At 42.6% G+C, this 16,901-nt stretch carries 9 protein-coding genes, 1 tRNA gene, 1 pseudogene and 1 riboswitch; of the genes and pseudogenes, 2 read left to right on the plus strand and 9 right to left on the minus strand.

The window, feature by feature from the left end:
• Positions 1–145 precede the first annotated feature (145 nt).
• The 8 genes and pseudogenes from DXA60_RS05300 to DXA60_RS05335 form a co-directional block, all read right to left on the minus strand.
• Positions 146–1,501 carry a GntP family permease gene (locus tag DXA60_RS05300; RefSeq protein ID WP_117920160.1) on the minus strand — a complete coding sequence of 452 codons (1,356 nt, stop codon included), beginning with the start codon at positions 1,499–1,501 and terminating at the stop codon, positions 146–148.
• A 227-nt stretch (positions 1,502–1,728) separates the two neighbouring features.
• Entirely contained in the window at positions 1,729–2,433 is a 705-nt protein-coding gene (locus DXA60_RS05305) for a FadR/GntR family transcriptional regulator (RefSeq protein ID WP_117920162.1), read from the minus strand.
• A 76-nt stretch (positions 2,434–2,509) separates the two neighbouring features.
• Complete coding sequence (locus DXA60_RS05310; protein WP_117920164.1) at positions 2,510–5,548, minus strand: AAA domain-containing protein; 3,039 nt, start codon at positions 5,546–5,548, stop codon at positions 2,510–2,512.
• Between the two features lie 13 nt (positions 5,549–5,561).
• On the minus strand, positions 5,562–7,004 hold the full coding sequence (locus tag DXA60_RS05315) for an ATP-binding protein (RefSeq protein ID WP_117920166.1): 1,443 nt from the start codon (positions 7,002–7,004) through the stop codon (positions 5,562–5,564).
• Between the two features lie 195 nt (positions 7,005–7,199).
• The gene (locus DXA60_RS05320; protein WP_117920168.1) at positions 7,200–8,378 is read right to left on the minus strand and encodes an ABC transporter ATP-binding protein; all 1,179 of its coding nucleotides are present in this window, start codon (positions 8,376–8,378) and stop codon (positions 7,200–7,202) included.
• 5 nt (positions 8,379–8,383) lie between these two features.
• Complete coding sequence (locus tag DXA60_RS05325) at positions 8,384–9,388, minus strand: FecCD family ABC transporter permease (protein WP_117920170.1); 1,005 nt, start codon at positions 9,386–9,388, stop codon at positions 8,384–8,386.
• 96 nt (positions 9,389–9,484) lie between these two features.
• Positions 9,485–11,113, minus strand: a complete 1,629-nt coding sequence (locus DXA60_RS05330) for an ABC transporter substrate-binding protein (protein ID WP_243006767.1) — start codon at positions 11,111–11,113, stop codon at positions 9,485–9,487.
• Between the two features lie 469 nt (positions 11,114–11,582).
• Positions 11,583–12,824, minus strand: a pseudogene (locus DXA60_RS05335) (sirohydrochlorin cobaltochelatase); the annotation flags it as partial.
• A gap of 250 nt (positions 12,825–13,074) precedes the next feature.
• Positions 13,075–13,268, minus strand: a riboswitch (cobalamin riboswitch).
• Positions 13,269–13,477: 209 nt separating this feature from the next.
• Here DXA60_RS05335 and DXA60_RS05340 point away from each other — a divergent pair.
• Together DXA60_RS05340 and DXA60_RS05345 are read left to right on the plus strand one after the other, a co-directional pair.
• A tRNA-Ser gene (locus tag DXA60_RS05340) sits at positions 13,478–13,563 on the plus strand.
• 180 nt (positions 13,564–13,743) lie between these two features.
• On the plus strand, positions 13,744–15,525 hold the full coding sequence (locus DXA60_RS05345) for a methyl-accepting chemotaxis protein (RefSeq protein ID WP_117920176.1): 1,782 nt from the start codon (positions 13,744–13,746) through the stop codon (positions 15,523–15,525).
• A gap of 145 nt (positions 15,526–15,670) precedes the next feature.
• Here the strand turns inward: DXA60_RS05345 and DXA60_RS05350 are convergent, their stop codons facing one another.
• Positions 15,671–16,882, minus strand: coding sequence for an HD-GYP domain-containing protein (locus DXA60_RS05350; RefSeq protein WP_117920178.1), 1,212 nt, complete (start codon positions 16,880–16,882; stop codon positions 15,671–15,673).
• Positions 16,883–16,901: the final 19 nt, after the last annotated feature.

Here is a 16,901-nt window from a genome sequence, read left to right on the forward strand (position 1 = left end):
ATTAATCTCCATTCCTGCGCTGCCGTCCATCGCATCTCAGGTTTGTGCATAAGCACAAATTCTACATGTGAAAAATGTATTTTTCACACTAACCCTATTTCCTGCGCTGCATTCGCGCATCTTAAGTTTATTTTTCACATTTCTTCTATACAAAGAAAGAAATAATAAGTGCTACGATAAATCCGGTTCCACCAACTAATGTCTCCATGATTGTCCATGTTTTTAAAGTAGTTTTCTCATCAAGTCCGATCAATGATCTTACCAGCCAGAATCCGGAATCATTAAAGTGTGAGCAGACTGTCGCACCACCGGCAACAGCTGCAACCACACATGCAAGATACATCGGTGATAAAGATGCAATCTCTGGCATTGCTGCTACGATTCCTGCTGCCATGGTCATTGCCACGGTTGCAGAACCTACACAGATTCTGACAAGTGCTGCAACTAAAAATGCTACAACAACGATCGGCAGATTTACGGATGCGACTGCATTACCAATGATCTCACCTAAACCGGAATACTGTAAAATGTAACGAAGCACACCGCCGCATGCTGTCACAAGAAGGATCAGTCCTGTCGGCTCTAATGATTTTGTGAGGATCTTCTCTAATTCTGCCATAGAATAACCATGTCTGGTTCCAAGGATAAACATTGCTGCTAATGTTGCAATCAGGAGTGCTGCAAACGGCTGTCCTAAAAAGTTAAACAGCGGCTGTACACCTGCTAATGCCGGTACCACTCCTGCAACGGATTTTAATATGATAAGTACCAGAGGAATCATGATAATGGTAACAACGGATGCAAAACTCGGAAGTTTGGATTCATCGATATCTTCCTGATTTGCGATCTGCTCCGGAACCGGAACATAAAATTTCTTCCCACAGATTGCTCCCCAGACCGGACCTGCAACGATCATCGCAAAAAATCCACAGCATACACCGACTAAAATAACCCAGCCAAGTTCCACGTTTAACATGGTAGCAACTAAAACCGGTCCCGGTGTCGGCGGAATGAATGCATGTCCCACGGCAAGTCCTGCTAAAAGCGGGATTGCATAAAACAGGGATGATTTCTTTGTTCTTTTCGCAAGAGAAAATGCAAGCGGAATTAAAATGATAAGTCCTGCATCAAAAAATACCGGGATGGAAATAACAAGACCAGTGATTCCAAGCGCCCATGCAGCCTTCTCATCTCCAAATTTCTTTACCATTGTAACTGCCAGCGTCTGTGCTCCACCCGATGCTTCCAATATCGCACCAAACATGGAACCTAGTCCTACCAAAAGAGCGATTCCTTTTAGCGTGTTTCCTATACCATCATCGACCGCTGTTACGATCTCTTCAAATGGCATTCCTGCGATCAGTCCGATTGCAATCGCACCGATTAAAATGGAAAGCATGGCATGAACCTTAAATTTGATAATCAGAACTAACAACAATGCCAGTCCGATAATTGCTGCGATAACCAGTCTTGTGGTATCTAATTCTGCGACGTTACCCATGATATACCTCCTTATCAACTTTCGTATGACGTCTGATGTTTTGTTGTGTTTATTCTATTTTACAGGGCATTTTTTGTCAATACATCTGATGTCTAGTTCTTTAAAACCTCTTTTTTAGACAAAAAAACAAGGCTTTTCTCTTAAAAACAGCCTTGTTTTTTGTGTATTTTTCCGATATTGCCTTATATTATCAGCACCTGGCGGATGATCATAGGACGTCTTTGCATCTAATTCTCTTTTTTCAACGCCTCTTCCTGTTTTTTCAAAATCATCTGACGATTATAATTAAGGTGCATGATCATAGCATACTTTGCCCCTGCACTGTCCCCTCTTAAAATTGCATCCGTGATCGCACGGTGCGTATCGATCGTCTCCTCTTTTAACTGGCGGTGTGTCAGATTCACGAATGTAATGACTGCAGACTGGATGATCGGCACAAGTTTTTCGATCACTTTATTTTTGCTGCAGCGCGCAATGCAGGTATGAAATTCCACATCCTTCTGAAGGTGGTTCTCTCCTGCAAGATAAAGTGTTTCCACCTCATCACACAGACGTTTTAACTCTGCTTTTTCCTTGTCCGTGGCATTTTCGCTTGCTAACATTGCAATCTCCGGCTCTAACATCAGACGCACATTGCAAAGGTCAAGCGCCAGTTCAAATTTATCCGTAAACTTTGAAAGTCCAAGCGGATCATCCTCTAATCGGTTTGTCCCGATCACATAGGTTCCGGACCCCCGGCGGACTTCAAGCACTCCTTTGGAAACCAGGCTTTTTACAGTTTCACGTACCGTACTCCGCCCAACACCAAACAGTTCTGCCAGCTCAAATTCATTTGGCAGCTTCTCACCTATTTTTACCGGCGTATGTAAAATATAGTCCATCAATTCTTCTTCTACATGCGGTGCTAACAATTCCCGGCTCTTTTTCTCCATATTGTTTCATTTTCTCCTTTGTGCTGGATGATTTCTAAAGACATCATACCACTTTTTTCCGGATGTTTGGAAACTTTTATCTCGCCTTCGCAAAATATTCGTTTAATATCTCTTTGATATAGTGATAACGTCTCGCATAGGAATTTTCCACGCGGATGATCTGCATATGGTGTGCTTTGCAGATTTCATTTTTCTGTCTGTCCCTCTCCCGCACCACCTCATCCTCAAAATGCTCCTTGCCGTCAAGTTCGATCGCAAAAACAGGCATCTCCTGTTTTCCTCTTTTTTCGTAGACAACAAAATCAAATCTTCCCATATAAAACAGGTTATCGTAAGTGACATTTTCCTTAAACACCTGTGATATGGCGACCTCTTTGTGAATCGTGTATCTGTTTCTGGTGAGCCAGATATTTTCCAGCGCATGTGTCAGATTCTTTAAAAATGCAGTTTCTGTCTCTGTGGAAAACGGCTGTATTCCAAGTGCCCTCGAACTGACATGTTTTTCCGTGATCTTTGATTCACCGTTCGTTTTCACATATTGCACCAGCTCGTATAGGTCATCATCCTCATTTCCCTGATGAAGACGTTCTAATTCCTTTTCGTCTGCTAAAAGGATCAGCTTGTCTTTCGCCCGCGAAGTTGCGACATTGATCAGCTCTTTATTATTTTTAAGCCAGTCATAAGTGCCTTTCCCGGTCCGGTCACTGAGTGCTGTAGAAAACAGCACTACGTCCTTCTCATCTCCCTGAAACGCATGTACCGTCCCACACACAACATGTTCAAATCCATTTTCTCTGATCCCCTGCTCAATCAACATCCTCTGATTTACAAACGGTGTAATGACAGCAATGCTTTTATCCTGATTTTCCGCTGCATAATGCATAATCTCTTCCACTTCTGCGGGTGAGGTATTTTTGATGTCACTTTGACCTCCAGCCACATTTACATAGACAAGCGGCTGTTTTTCCCTGCTGTCAGAATGCACCTGCAGCTTTGAGTTATAATATTTTTTATTGTTAAAGTCGATAATTTTTTCATTACAACGGTAATGATTGCGCAGCAAAATCTCATCACTGACCGCATCACAGGCAAGATAAGTCTTATAAATAGAATTTTCGCGGTAATCATATTCATCTGCGACATGGTATTTTCTGCGCAGCCTGCGGTTAGTAAGCTCATCTAATAAGATCACAGGCTTTAACTGCTGCGGATCTCCCACCAGCATCAGTTTTTCGCCACGGATAATGGGCACTAACGAAATTGCTACATTGCACTGGCTTGCCTCATCCATGATCGTCATGTCAAACAGTGGTTCCGGTTCCCCTAATTTATGGGCGGAAATGCAGGTCGTTATCATGATCGGAAATACCTTCTGCAATTTTTTCACGTTCTCTGATTTCTGCAGATACTTGTTAAATGCCACCGCCTGCTCATTCGGATCGTCATCATCATCCAGAATTTCCCGCAGATCCCCAAATCTGTTACTTTCCAGCTCCTTAATGTATTTTGCTGACATATAAAATAGATACTGATAAAACTCTTCCTCATTACGGTCTAGGAGCACCATCGCATCCTGCTCGGATATCTCACCGATCTTTTTGATTTTTTCATCCAGATTCCGAAGCTGGCGTCCCTGAAGATCTGCATGAAAATGAAAGAGTGTTGCGACATTTTTCATCCGCTCCTGATATTCCATTACCTGTGTCAGCGTCTCTTTACGTTCTGTCAGATCTAAGATTTCCTCATACTCCTTTAATCTGCCGGAAAGCTGTTTTGCACGGTCGATCCTGTCACCCTTCCGCCGGTCTAACGTAGACGAAAACACTTTAATTCCCTGCACTTCTCTCCGAAGCTGATTAATATAGCGGATGCATTCTTTTACCTTATCCTGGTTTCCAAGGCGTAATACCGGAAATGCGATTCGTTTTCCTTTATAGGTCAGGGAACTTAATTTTTCAAATACGTTGTCTATGGGAACATTATTGTAGGATGCAAACAACACCGTCATATTATTAAAAAACGCCGTTACGATCGTATTTAAGATTGTATTTGTCTTGCCGGTTCCCGGCGGTCCCTGAATATAGGCAAGCGGATATTTCATGGCATTATTGATGGCAAGAAGCTGGTCAAGATTGATATTGCGATTTAACAGAGCGATCGGATACGCTTTCGTTCTTCGCGGCCGCTCTAAAAGATCTCCGAAAAAAGCACGGATTGGAAAAGTAATCTGTTCTTTTTCGTACATATCAAGGATTGCCTTATATTCCTCATGCAGGTTCAGTACACAGTCCATACCAAGTCCAATGACATAGGGCATATCATCCACAACCGATTTTGTTCTGCTTTTTTCTGCGATAGCATCTTTTATTTTTTCAAGATTTGTTTCAAAATCGGACAGCAGTTCATATTCATCCGCATCTAAATATCTCCGGATACTTTCCTGTGTTCCTCCTATGGTAAACTGCGTGCAGACCGTGATATCCTCATCCGGTTTAAACGCTTTATTTCTCACATCAAGATTCAGATTCCGGTATGCAAGTACATACAAACCCTTTTTCGTATGGATACTTAAAATATTAAGCGCCAGCTTCTTTATATGGAGTGTCTTTCCCTGTTTATCCTCCCGGCTCATCCTCCACTGAAAGTTCGTCACAATTTCCTTAAACTGCTCCTCCGACAACTGGTACTCTCCGTCACGCACCCGGTCGCCATCTATATAATGCACCAGCTCATAATCTGTGGTATACGGCGTGGCATCCAGTTTGCTGCACATTTCCAGATAACTTAGTATTTTTAAATTAGCCGTGTTTGCAAAAAGGTTCTGATAACGCTCCGGATGCAGTGCAATGTCTTCGGTCAGCTGTTTGTTTTCCGGACAATAAGAACCTTCTATAACCTCGGTAGACAGGATAGCATCAATATAAATTTTATCGTATTCTTCAATCGTGCACCTGTTCAGATGAAGTCCTTCTACTTTTAGTGTCCGGTTACGTGGATCTAAATCCCGGATTCCGATCCAGTAGTTTGTATGTTTGCCTTCTTTGTTCAGATATTCAATTTTCAGCCATTTTCCTTCATGAATGGCTTTGAAGATATCCCTGCATATACTGTTCATATAATCTACACTTTTATTGAATTCTTACCATTTCCGGATTAGTCTTAAAATAAGATGCCCTTGAAACTTTATTTTTTTCCAGATACTGATTTTCTACCAGATTTTCCAACACCTGTTTTCTGAAATAAGTAGAATCACTTACTCCCAGATACGATACAATCTCGGAAACCTTGTGTGCCTGATAATAACAAAATGATAACACCTTTTCATCATAGACCGTTCCATTTGGTACTGGTGCAAAAAGTATATTCGGTACACCACTGTCTTCCACTCCATCTGAATATGTCAGATCCGGAAGCACCAGTGTAAAATGATCTGATGAAGAATATATATATGGCCGATGTGTTTCATCGACATTCTGATATTCTTCCATAATTTTCTCAAATCCTGTCCCTGCTGCCTCCATAACATTGCAGTTTACCAATACAGACGTTATTAATTCATTTCTCCTTTTCGAAATGATTCCGGATAAATCATACGTTTTCCCAATTTTTTCACCTATGTAAAAACCTCCTGGGGAAGAAATTTCCAATCTGTCCTTAAACATATCCATCTGAATCTGTGTTCCGTCTAAAAAGTAATCACGATGTGCAACCGCATTGATCACACCTTCAAACAATGCACGTTTTGGATATGCATCTATATTTTTTCTTGTATTATCCAGTTTTATCATGGAATGATTCATTCTCTGTTCCACAAATTCTATCATGTAATTAATATCTGCAATTATATTTCCATGGAAACGGTTGACTGTAACAATCCGCTCACTTCCCTTATTAAACCCTGAGAACACAGAACATACAACCTCTGTTTTTTTTCCCTGATAGTCATCTCCAAAAAGCACTGCACCATTGACAAGCAGCCCATTTTCATTATAAAACCCCATCGACATTAAAGCTTTTTCCGATAATTCTTTTCCATTATTATGCAATGCATAAAATTCCTGAAGCGTCTTATAATTTTCTGCTTCGTATTTTTTATCCGACAAAAGAAGATCAAACTGTGTGTTCCTGCTTTTAACACTCATTTCTATAATCTCTTCGTAGGTTGCACCATTTGTAAATCCGTCCCGTCTCATAAAAATGGACGGAATATTTTTATACTTTAAAATGACCGGCTTTACAACTGATTCCGGTATATACACATGTATAATAAATCGTTCATTTCCGTTTGCCTCATAACGCACAAAAGATACTTTCATCTGTGGTCTCGGTGACAGATGTTCGTTCACTTGATTATTAAAATAATTCCGTTCATTGTCAGCTTCTTTTCTGTTAAAACCTATCAGCTTATTTGTTTTATCTTCGACTCCGATATAAAAATCTCCTCCGGAAGCATTTGAAAATCCGGCAATGCTTTTCAGCCATCCCACAACATCTTCCCGATTCAACCTGCTCTTACATTCACATTTATCACTTTCCAACTCGACGTTTTCTATAATCTCTTCCAAATACATCGCTTATCACCCCGGTTTTATACACAGTTTTAATATGCTTTATATTTTATTTCAATCATACTTCAAAGTCAACTTCAAAGTCACTTCAAATAGTTTCATTTTACTTTGAAGTATAATTCTATTATTTCCATACTACACATAATTCAAACTTTTTTGCGAAGTTCTTTCTTATTGGCTGATTTTTGGCTCATGTTCTCACATGTTATGTATTTTCCCCATCCCCCTTGCATACTCTGCCAGCTCCCTGTTTGCCTCATTGAACGGTCCAAACTCTTTCACTGTGCAGATGCAGGTCTTGCAATGATCGATCAGCTGTTTTGCTGCCTGCACTTTTTCCATTCCAATCGGGAAAAATGCCTTTTCCGACACGACTTCCGATGCTAAAGCCATTGCTGCATTGTACTCTACATCATTTTCCTGCAGGATTCCTGCCGCAAACGGAATAGCTTCGCGCCACAGTCTGTTGTATACCGGGATTCCGCTGCCTGCACCTCCGATCACAAACACCTGCGGGCTGACCGGATTTAAAATCTTATCGTCACTGCAAAAATCTTTGTTCTGGCAGCTATCGGCACTATGCTCCCAGAAACCTTCTGCATTTTCATATCCCGCACACAAAAAAATCTGCCCTGTTACCGGATCAAAACTTCTGTCTGATACTCCGTATAACTCCTGCACATAAGTCCCGGCAAAAATTTCTTCCGGCGTGCCGACACGGTCGATGCGGTCACCTCTGACACAGGCGATCGTATCGGAAACCTTCTGCGCAAGATCAAGTTCATGCAGCGACATGATGACTGCCATCTTTTTATCTCTTGCAAGCATACGGATATTTGTAAGAATATCCATCTTAAACCCCATATCCAGATAAGAAGTCGGCTCGTCTAAGATCAGTATCTTCGTATCCTGGCAGATCGCACGCGCAAGCATCAGACGCTGGCGCTGTCCGTCACTGATCTTCATAAAATCCTGATCCTGCACCTCTTTCGCATGGACGAGTGCGATCGCCTCATCCACTTTTACCCAGTCTTCTTTTGAGAGGATACCAAATCGCCCCGTGTAGGGATAACGCCCGGAAGCCACTACTTCCCTGCCACTCATCAGTTCCGTGCGAAGCCGTTCCGTCATTACCATGGACAGCCGTTTTGAAATCTGGCTGTCTTTTAACTCATCCATGGAGTTTTCACCCAAAAACACCGTTCCGTCCAGTTTCTTTAGCTGTTTGGTGATCGTTTTTAAAATTGTGGATTTTCCAGAGCCATTCGGACCGATCAACGTCAGTATCTCTCCCGGCCGGACAGAAAGATTCACATCCCCGATCAGCGGCTTTTTCTCATAGCCGACGGTAAGATGCTCTGTACGGATTTCCTGCATATGCGCTACCTCCCCTCCTGTTTTCTCAACATTGCCGCAATTACAACCGGAACTAAAAACAGCGCTGTGACAGAACTGATGCTGATCTCTGTCGGTGCAAACACAGTCCTTGCGATTCCATCACAGAAAAGTGTCACGACTGCGCCGCACAGAAAGCACCCCGGTATTAAAATAATCGGTCTTGCTGTCTTTGTAGCCATCCTTACCAGATGCGGCACCGCGATCCCGACAAAGGAGATCGGCCCTGCAAACGCAGTCACACAGGCAGACAGCAGGCTCGACAAAAGGATCATCGTAACCCGGAGCGCCTTTACATTGACACCTATATTTCTGGCATAAGCCTCCCCCATCTGGTATGCCCCGATCGGTTTTGCCAGACAAAATGTCACAAGAACCGCTGCACCAACGATCACGACGATCATCTTTATATTTTCCCATGTCATGCCGGAGAAACTACCCATTGACCAGTTGTGAAGGTTAACGATATTCGAATCACTCGCAAACGTAACACAGAAATCCGTGATGGCAGAACAGATATAACCGATCATGATTCCGCAGACTACAAGCAGAGACATTTTTGATACACGAAACGAAATAAGCAGCACAAATCCCATTGCGAGCATGGAACCCACAAATGCAGCCGCCACCATGCCAAAGGAGCTGATCATGATCCCTTTTTCCAGCAGAAAAATCATGGTAAGTGCCACTACAAGCTTTGCACCGGATGAAATTCCAAGCACATACGGTCCTGCGATCGGATTCTGGAAAAAACTCTGAAGTAAAAATCCCGATACCGACAAAGCACCTCCAAGCAGGATCGCAGCAAGTATACGTGGCAGCCTGATTTTCCACACGATCTGCGAAAATGTCTCATCTTTTCCACTTCCTGCAAAGATTGCAAACAGGTCTGATGTGGATATGTCAACACTTCCTGCTGCAACATTCCATAAAAAAAGTGCCATCAACAGGATAAATGCAATAACAAACGAAATAATATATCTTCTCTTCATGATCTAATTTTCTCCCAAAGCCACAAAACTACCTTCAGCCTGGTACAATCTGCCAGTCATTATCTTTTATGACACCATTTCCTTTGCGGCATAATATCAATCCAGTTTCTTTAAAAACCGATACTCTGCATCGGTATCTCCAGTCAGAACTTTATTCAGATCCTCGATAAAATCACAGGTTCCACTCGTCTGCTGATAAAAGTTACTGCCGGTCGTATAAACCTGACCTGATTTTACGGCTTTAAAATCTGCAAACAGGCTGTTTTTCTGCACCAGTTCAGCAATCGATGTCAATTCTCCTTCTATTGTACCATTATAAATAAGAATGTCAGCATCTTTTTCGGCCGCATAAAAATCTTCCATCTGCATTTTCAATGTGGAGAGCGCATTTTCTTCCTCCTCCACATAGCCGTTTAGGGAATAAGTGCCGCCCGCAAGTTCTATCATTGATGACACATAATCGTTTGGTTTGCGCACGGTGACGGTTCCATCGGATGCGACTGCAAAAAATGCCACGGAAAGTCCTGTTTTTTCTTTCTCTAAAATTGGTTCTATATGCGCCACCTGCGCATCAAAAAACTCTTTGGCCTGCTGTTCTCTTCCGAACAAAACGCCAAAAAGTTTTATCCATTCGAGTCTTCCCAGCGGATGTTTTTCATAGCTGGAACGCTCGATCATGACCTTGATCCCAAGTTCTTCTAACTTCTCTTTCACTTCCGGATTATGTGTGATCATCGTATTTTCAATCGCAAACGTACATCCCCCGGAAAGTAAAAGTTCGTAATCCGGTGCATTGTATTTTCCGGCATAGATCAGCTTTCCCTCTGCCATGGCATCTGCGGCTGTCTTTACATACCAGTCTTTTTCTTTTACTCCTGTATATTTCAAATCAGAGACCGCACCGATCTGGCAGACTAAATCCATCACCGCACTCGACACCAGATATACATTTTCAAGCGGTTGCTCTAAAACCGTCACATCCCCCGGCACATTCTTTGGTACAGACACACCTTTTGGTACAAGCAAAAAACGACCGTTATCCACGATCGTAATCAGCTTATAAGTACCATATTGTTCTACTTCAAACTGATCGGCGTAGGATAACTCCATACGCCCATTGCAGTTTAAGTCTGTAAAATCAGCCGTTTCCAGGAATCGGAAAGTCAGTGTATAATCGATCTCATGCGGTGTACTCATTGCCGTTGTATCACCGATCACATCCATCTCACATGGGATTCCATCAATTGGAAATGTGAATGTAGAGTTTCCACCCTCATTTTCATTGAGATATTTCTCCCCGTTCACGATCATGTAATCGTAATGCGTACTGCTCCATGTGATCGTCGCATATGCCACTCCATCCTTCACAGTAACTTTCGCCTGTGAATCCACGGTTGCTTTTCCGCTGCCGCCCTCTAATGTGACTTCCACCGTATATTCGCCATCCTCAGGAACTGAGACTTCTGTGCCGTCTGCCTGTTCTGTGGCATCTTTTCCTGCGATGCTTTCTTCTGCTCCATTCTGCTCTGCCATGCCGCCTGCATTTTCCTCTGTGGCATTCTGTCCTGCTGTCTGTGTATTTTCTCCTGCTGCTCCCTGTGCATCTTCCGTTGCAGCCACACTACTCTCTGTCTGGGCAGCATCATTTTTTGTTCCGCATCCTGCAATGATCTGCATGCACATCATTGCAGCTAAAAGCACTGCAGTCACTTTTCTTTTCTTCATATATCTCTCCATCTATATCCAAGTCTGTATCTGACCGACCAGCCCGGATCAGTTAATCTGCTTTCTGTGGATCAGAAACACTTACCTTATGATCGTACCACTCGCCTTTTGTGCCGAGGATTGCAAGATCAAACTCTTCATCTAATGCTTCCACCGGAACATCAAAACCATATACTTCTTCACTGGTTCCATCACTGTATTTCACAGTGTCAGTTGTAGGTTCTAAAATAGCAGCGCCATCTTTCTGTGCATCGTCTGCTGTTCCAACGAAAAGGTTTACGATCTTCTTGGATACAAGGCTGATATGGATCGTCATTTTTCCATCCTGTACAGTAAGTATTCCACGGCCCTCGTCTGCTTCATTTACATGGAACATACTGCTGTCGGTATCAAACTTTGCTGTGTAAGTTCCATCCTCGAGAGTACCAACGGTACTCTCTGTGGTGGATGTTGACTCAAGTGCTCCTAAAGAATCGATTGCGTCTTTTGTATGATCTACATAAATCTGCTCGATCGCGTCGATTCTTCCAAGTCCTGAAATCTGTGTATCAATGCTGTCAAAATATCCGCTTGCTGTAAACTGGCTCTTCCAGGAATCCTCATCATCTCCTGCCATATCGTTGTTCGCATGATCTCCTGCAACAACCATAAGCGGTCTTAAAACAACTTTTGTATAACCTGCTTCTTTTACTGCCTCGATCACATTTTCGCAGGATGTATCTTCCGGCTCACCCTCAACAGTTCCGATAAATACATTATCATAGGAAAGCGCTTCCATCTGGGCTGCCATCTGGCTGTAGCTTACTTTTGCAGAATGGGAAGTACCATGTCCCATAAATACGAATGCTGTACCATCCTCTTTTGCAGCATCCAGGGAATCATAACCTGCTGTCTTTACAGCCTCTGCTGTGATCGCCTCTGCAACTTTTGCCTTGTCCTCATTGATCACGGTGGCATCTGATCCAACTTCGCCAAGTAATGGCTCTGCAACGGTTACTGTCTCAAATTTGTCTTTATAATTATCAAGTGCTTCTACAAGCTCGTCATACTCTGCACCATGCATCAGATGTGTCGGCTGGACAACAAGATTTTTTACTCCGTTATCAACGGCTCTCTCTAATGCCTGATCCACATTGTCGATCTTCTCATCATCTCTTGCCTGAACATGGTTGATGATGATCTGTGCTGTAAAGGCTCTTCTTACAGACCAGTCCGGATATGCTGCTTCGAGGGCTTTTTCAATTCCGCCGATATCTTCTGCACGGCTGTCATTGAAAGATGTACCAAAACTTACTACTAAAAGTTCGTTTTCTCCGATATTATCCTCATTTAAAGGATCATCCTTTGTGGCATCTCCTGTATCTCTTCCGAAATAATCAGGATCTGCATTTTCACCGGAAACTAACTCTTTCTGTGCATCTGTCAGGGCATCCCATGCCTCTTTTGCTTCTGCACACTGTGCATCTGTATTGTCATTTCTTGTCTGGACATAGATCGCATCGATCAGTTCTGCGACATGATCAGCGGCTGCCTGATCGTCAACTTCTGTGCTCTCTACTGTTTCTGTTGCTTCTGTTTTCTCTGAAGCTGCCTCAGAAGTCTTAACTGTGTCTGTTGCTGTGTCTGCTGCTGTGTTGTTACTTCCGCATCCTGCGACCATGCCTGTGGCAAGTGCTAATGTAGTAAGTAACGCAATGGTTCTTTTCTTCATAATACTCTCCATTCCTGTGTGAAAATGTGTTTTTCACACTAATCTTATATAATGTATTGTTCATAGCTCACAGTATTTTCCCATACAAAGAAACACTCCGCCTTATGATACGGCGGAGTAATAAGTCTGCACATACAATAAAATGTACGCTTTTGCGGACATTCTGTTGTCATGAATAATAGAATGTACGCTCTGCGAACACTCTGTTTATACGGTACGACCAATTACTCGTGATCCGGGAAAATCATTTCCCTGTACCAGACAACTGGCAGGTTTCCTGGCTGAAAGATCATCACACAGATTCCGCCTTCCCAACGCATTGCACAAAAATGCAAAAAACATCAGTGACTTATCTTTAGAATCTGCACTCCCTAATCACAGTGACGAGATCGTACAGGAATCACACCTGTTTCCCTTTTAACCGGCCTGTTCCTGATTTAAAAATACGGCATCTTTTGCATACAGCCACATGCTTTTGGCAATAAACTGCCCACTCTGCACACATTCTATTTCAAAAACGACCGGCACCAATTATCTTCTCTATGAAACTCTTAACATACTAGCATATACGCCCCATATTTACAACAACCACTTTTCTCTTGCAAATCATGCAAAATATGATATACTAATCAAGTATTTGCAAAAACATATCTGGAGACGTATCGAAGTGGTCATAACGGGGCGCACTCGAAATGCGTTAGCCCTCCGGGGCACGAGGGTTCGAATCCCTCCGTCTCCGCTCATTGGAATCGGAAACACGATTTATTTTATATTCGTGTTTCTTTTTTTTACACTTTTTCGCCATTTCTCATAATTTTGCTTCTAAAGTACCATATTTTTTGCAATTTATGTCTATCATTTTTTGTCAAAAAATAGTAAAATAAGTGTAATTAATCTTAGGAAAGGGAGCTTGATATCCATGAAAAGCAAAAGCGTAAAAAATTCACTGACACTAATGTGTCTTATGATTGTTCTTGTAACTGTCATGGTCATTGGCGGTATTTCAATTTCAAATATCAGCACTATGACTTCCACGGCAAACAAGAATTATGAAAATGCCAGGTTAGACGGGTACGATACTGAGATCAAAAGTCAGGTACAGTCTGTCATCGCCATTTTACAGGCAGAATATGACAAATCCCAAAATGGTATTCTGACCGAAGATGAAGCAAAAAAAGAAGCAGTAGAAATCGTCCGCAACATGCGTTACAGAGATGACGGAAGCGGATATTTCTGGATTGATGACACCGACTACAACCTCGTTATGCATCCGATTTTAACCGATCAGGAGGGAAATAACCGTTATGATCTGACTGACCAGAATGGTGTCAAGATCATTCAGGAGATCATGAAAGTTTCTACCGGTTCTGACGGCGGCGGCTTCAATGAATTTGATTTTACGAAAGCCGATGGTGTTACCGTAGCACCAAAAATCGCGTACTCTCAAATCTTTACCCCATGGAACTGGGTTGTTTCCACCGGTAACTATGTAGATGATATGAAAGCGGAAATGAATAGTTCCAAAAACGAAGTTCAGGCGAAATATCATACTATGATCACAGTCATAATCATAATTGATCTGATTTTTATAGTTGTCGTATTCATTGCTTCCCGTATTTTCGGCAATGCAATCTGCAGACCTTTGATCGAGATCCAGAATTTTGCAAACAGGATGTCGACCGGGGATCTGACTACCGGAGTCAGTGTTTCAAGTAACAATGAACTTGGAAAAACAGCCGGTGCACTTGATCTTGCACAGCAGGAAGTTGTCGGACTTATCTCCAACATTGACAAGGTTTCCTCTCATTTACAGTCCGCCGTTGCAGATTTTAAAAAGAATTTCGACAGCATGAACGGCTCTATCCAGAGCGTTTCCGCTGCAATCAATGAAATTGCCCAAAACAGTAACTCTCAGGCAGCATCAACTTCAAGTGCCTCTGAAAATATTGCTGAAATTGCCGATGGCATCGCAGATACTTCCTCAGAAATGGAATCTCTTGATCAGAATGCACAGCTGATGCAGGATCGTTCCAATAAGTCCATGGAAACTTTACACAGACTGATTGATGTCAATTCTATAACCAAGACTGATATTGATTCCATGTATAACCAGACCGCTCAGACAAATGATTCTGTCAACAAGATCAGTCAGGCAGCTACCTTAATCAGCGAAATCGCATCCCAGACCAACCTGCTTTCTTTAAACGCTTCCATTGAGGCAGCAAGAGCCGGTGAAGCCGGACGTGGATTCGCAGTTGTCGCAGAAGAAATCGGCGGACTTGCAACCCAGTCTGCGCAGACAGTCAGTGAGATCAACAATATCATCAGTGAACTGAGCCAGAATTCCGAAAAATCTATGGAACTGATGAAGAAAATGAGTGAGGCTTCCGACGAACAGGTTGCAGCTCTTGAAAGTACACAGCAGATGTTTGAAGACTTAAAAGGTGCTCTTGATTCCTGTATGGCGTCCATCCAGACCATTACCGGAAAGATCCAGAATGTCAATTCTCAGCGTGAGCTTGTCACAGAGAGTATCGATACCCTGACACAGCTTGCAACCGATAATGCATCCTCCACAGAAGAAACTTCCGCAATGGCAACTGAGCTCGATACCGTTGTCCGGAAATCTTCGGATCTGGTATCTGCTTTAGCGGATGATATTGAAAAACTTTCTGCAGATATGAAACAGTTTAAGCTGTAAATCATATGAACTATATACAAATTAATATTTGGTCAAAAAAACCGTGCGGTAATTTTAAACCGCACGGTTTTTATAACTAAAGCAGGACTACACCCGTGCAGCCCCAGCAGTAAAACGAGTGGAGCAGGCTCAATGCCGCTTCCTCTTACGCAAAACATTTTCTAATCTGTTCCGTGATCCCGCCGTCAATCCATCCTTTCTGTACCATATTTTCCAGTATCGCACATGCCTCATCATGCGTCATTCCGGCTTTATATGGTCTGCTCTCTGTCAGTGCCTGATAGATATCAATGCACGCCATGATGCGTTCCTGCCGGTTTAACTCAGCACCTGTTTTTCCGAACGGATACCCGGTACCATCGAGTTTTTCATGGTGGAGCGCCGCCCAATCGCGGATATCCTCCATTCCTTCCGCCTGTGATAAGATCAGATATGTGTATCCCGCATGATTTTTCATTTTGGAAAACTCTTCGTCCGTCAGGCGTCCCGGTTTTTCTAAGATATCATTTCCGATTGCAACTTTTCCGATATCGTGCAGTGCACCTGCCAGATACATTTTTAGCACCGTCTCCTCGTCATCACCGAGATATGTGGATAATCTGGCTGCATTTTCCGCAACACCAAGTGAATGACGGCTTGTAAATTCGGATTTATAGTCAATGATCTTTGCAAACAGATTGGCAAAATTTTTGCACATTTCACCGCTTAAATCCCGTTTTTTCCTTGGTACAATATTCCACAGCCGCTCTTCTAAATCTGCATCTCCAAGGCTTAAAAAATGTTCTTCCCCAAAAACGTCCAAAAAAACATCCACACATGCATCATCAAATTTTGTCCCTTTATTTTTCAAAAGATAATCTTTTGCGCGCTGCCACACGGCATCATCAAATACCGGCGTCCGGCAGAACGCATCTAAAATATCACACAAATGAATGATCCTTGCAAAAAGAGGGATCTCTTCCCACGTTTTTCCAAATGGTCCGCTTCCATCGGCATTTTCATGGTGATATAAAATCACATTTTTCACATCCGTCAGAAACGGGTACATTTTTAAGTTTTCTTCCCCGTAAATGCAGTGGATGCCAAGCTGCTTTGACGTTATATTTTCCGTATTATTTTTTGTAAGGTCATTGTGAAATTCCTCATGAATATACTGCGTCAGCGCATTGTCATGCAACAGCGAACACGCCGCAAGATCCTGCAGGGCATCTCCTGTAATTCCCATTTTTTGTGCGGTACATACGCTCATATATGCAACTCTTTTTCCATGTTTTGTCGCAACATGGGTCAGTTCCGCTTCGACACAGTCAAGTGCATAAGAGCATGCACCAAGCAAACCAATAATGTCTAATTCCATTTCCCATTCACTTTCTTTT

This window comes from Roseburia sp. OF03-24 (genome assembly GCF_003463035.1).
GTDB lineage: Bacteria > Bacillota > Clostridia > Lachnospirales > Lachnospiraceae > Roseburia > Roseburia rectibacter.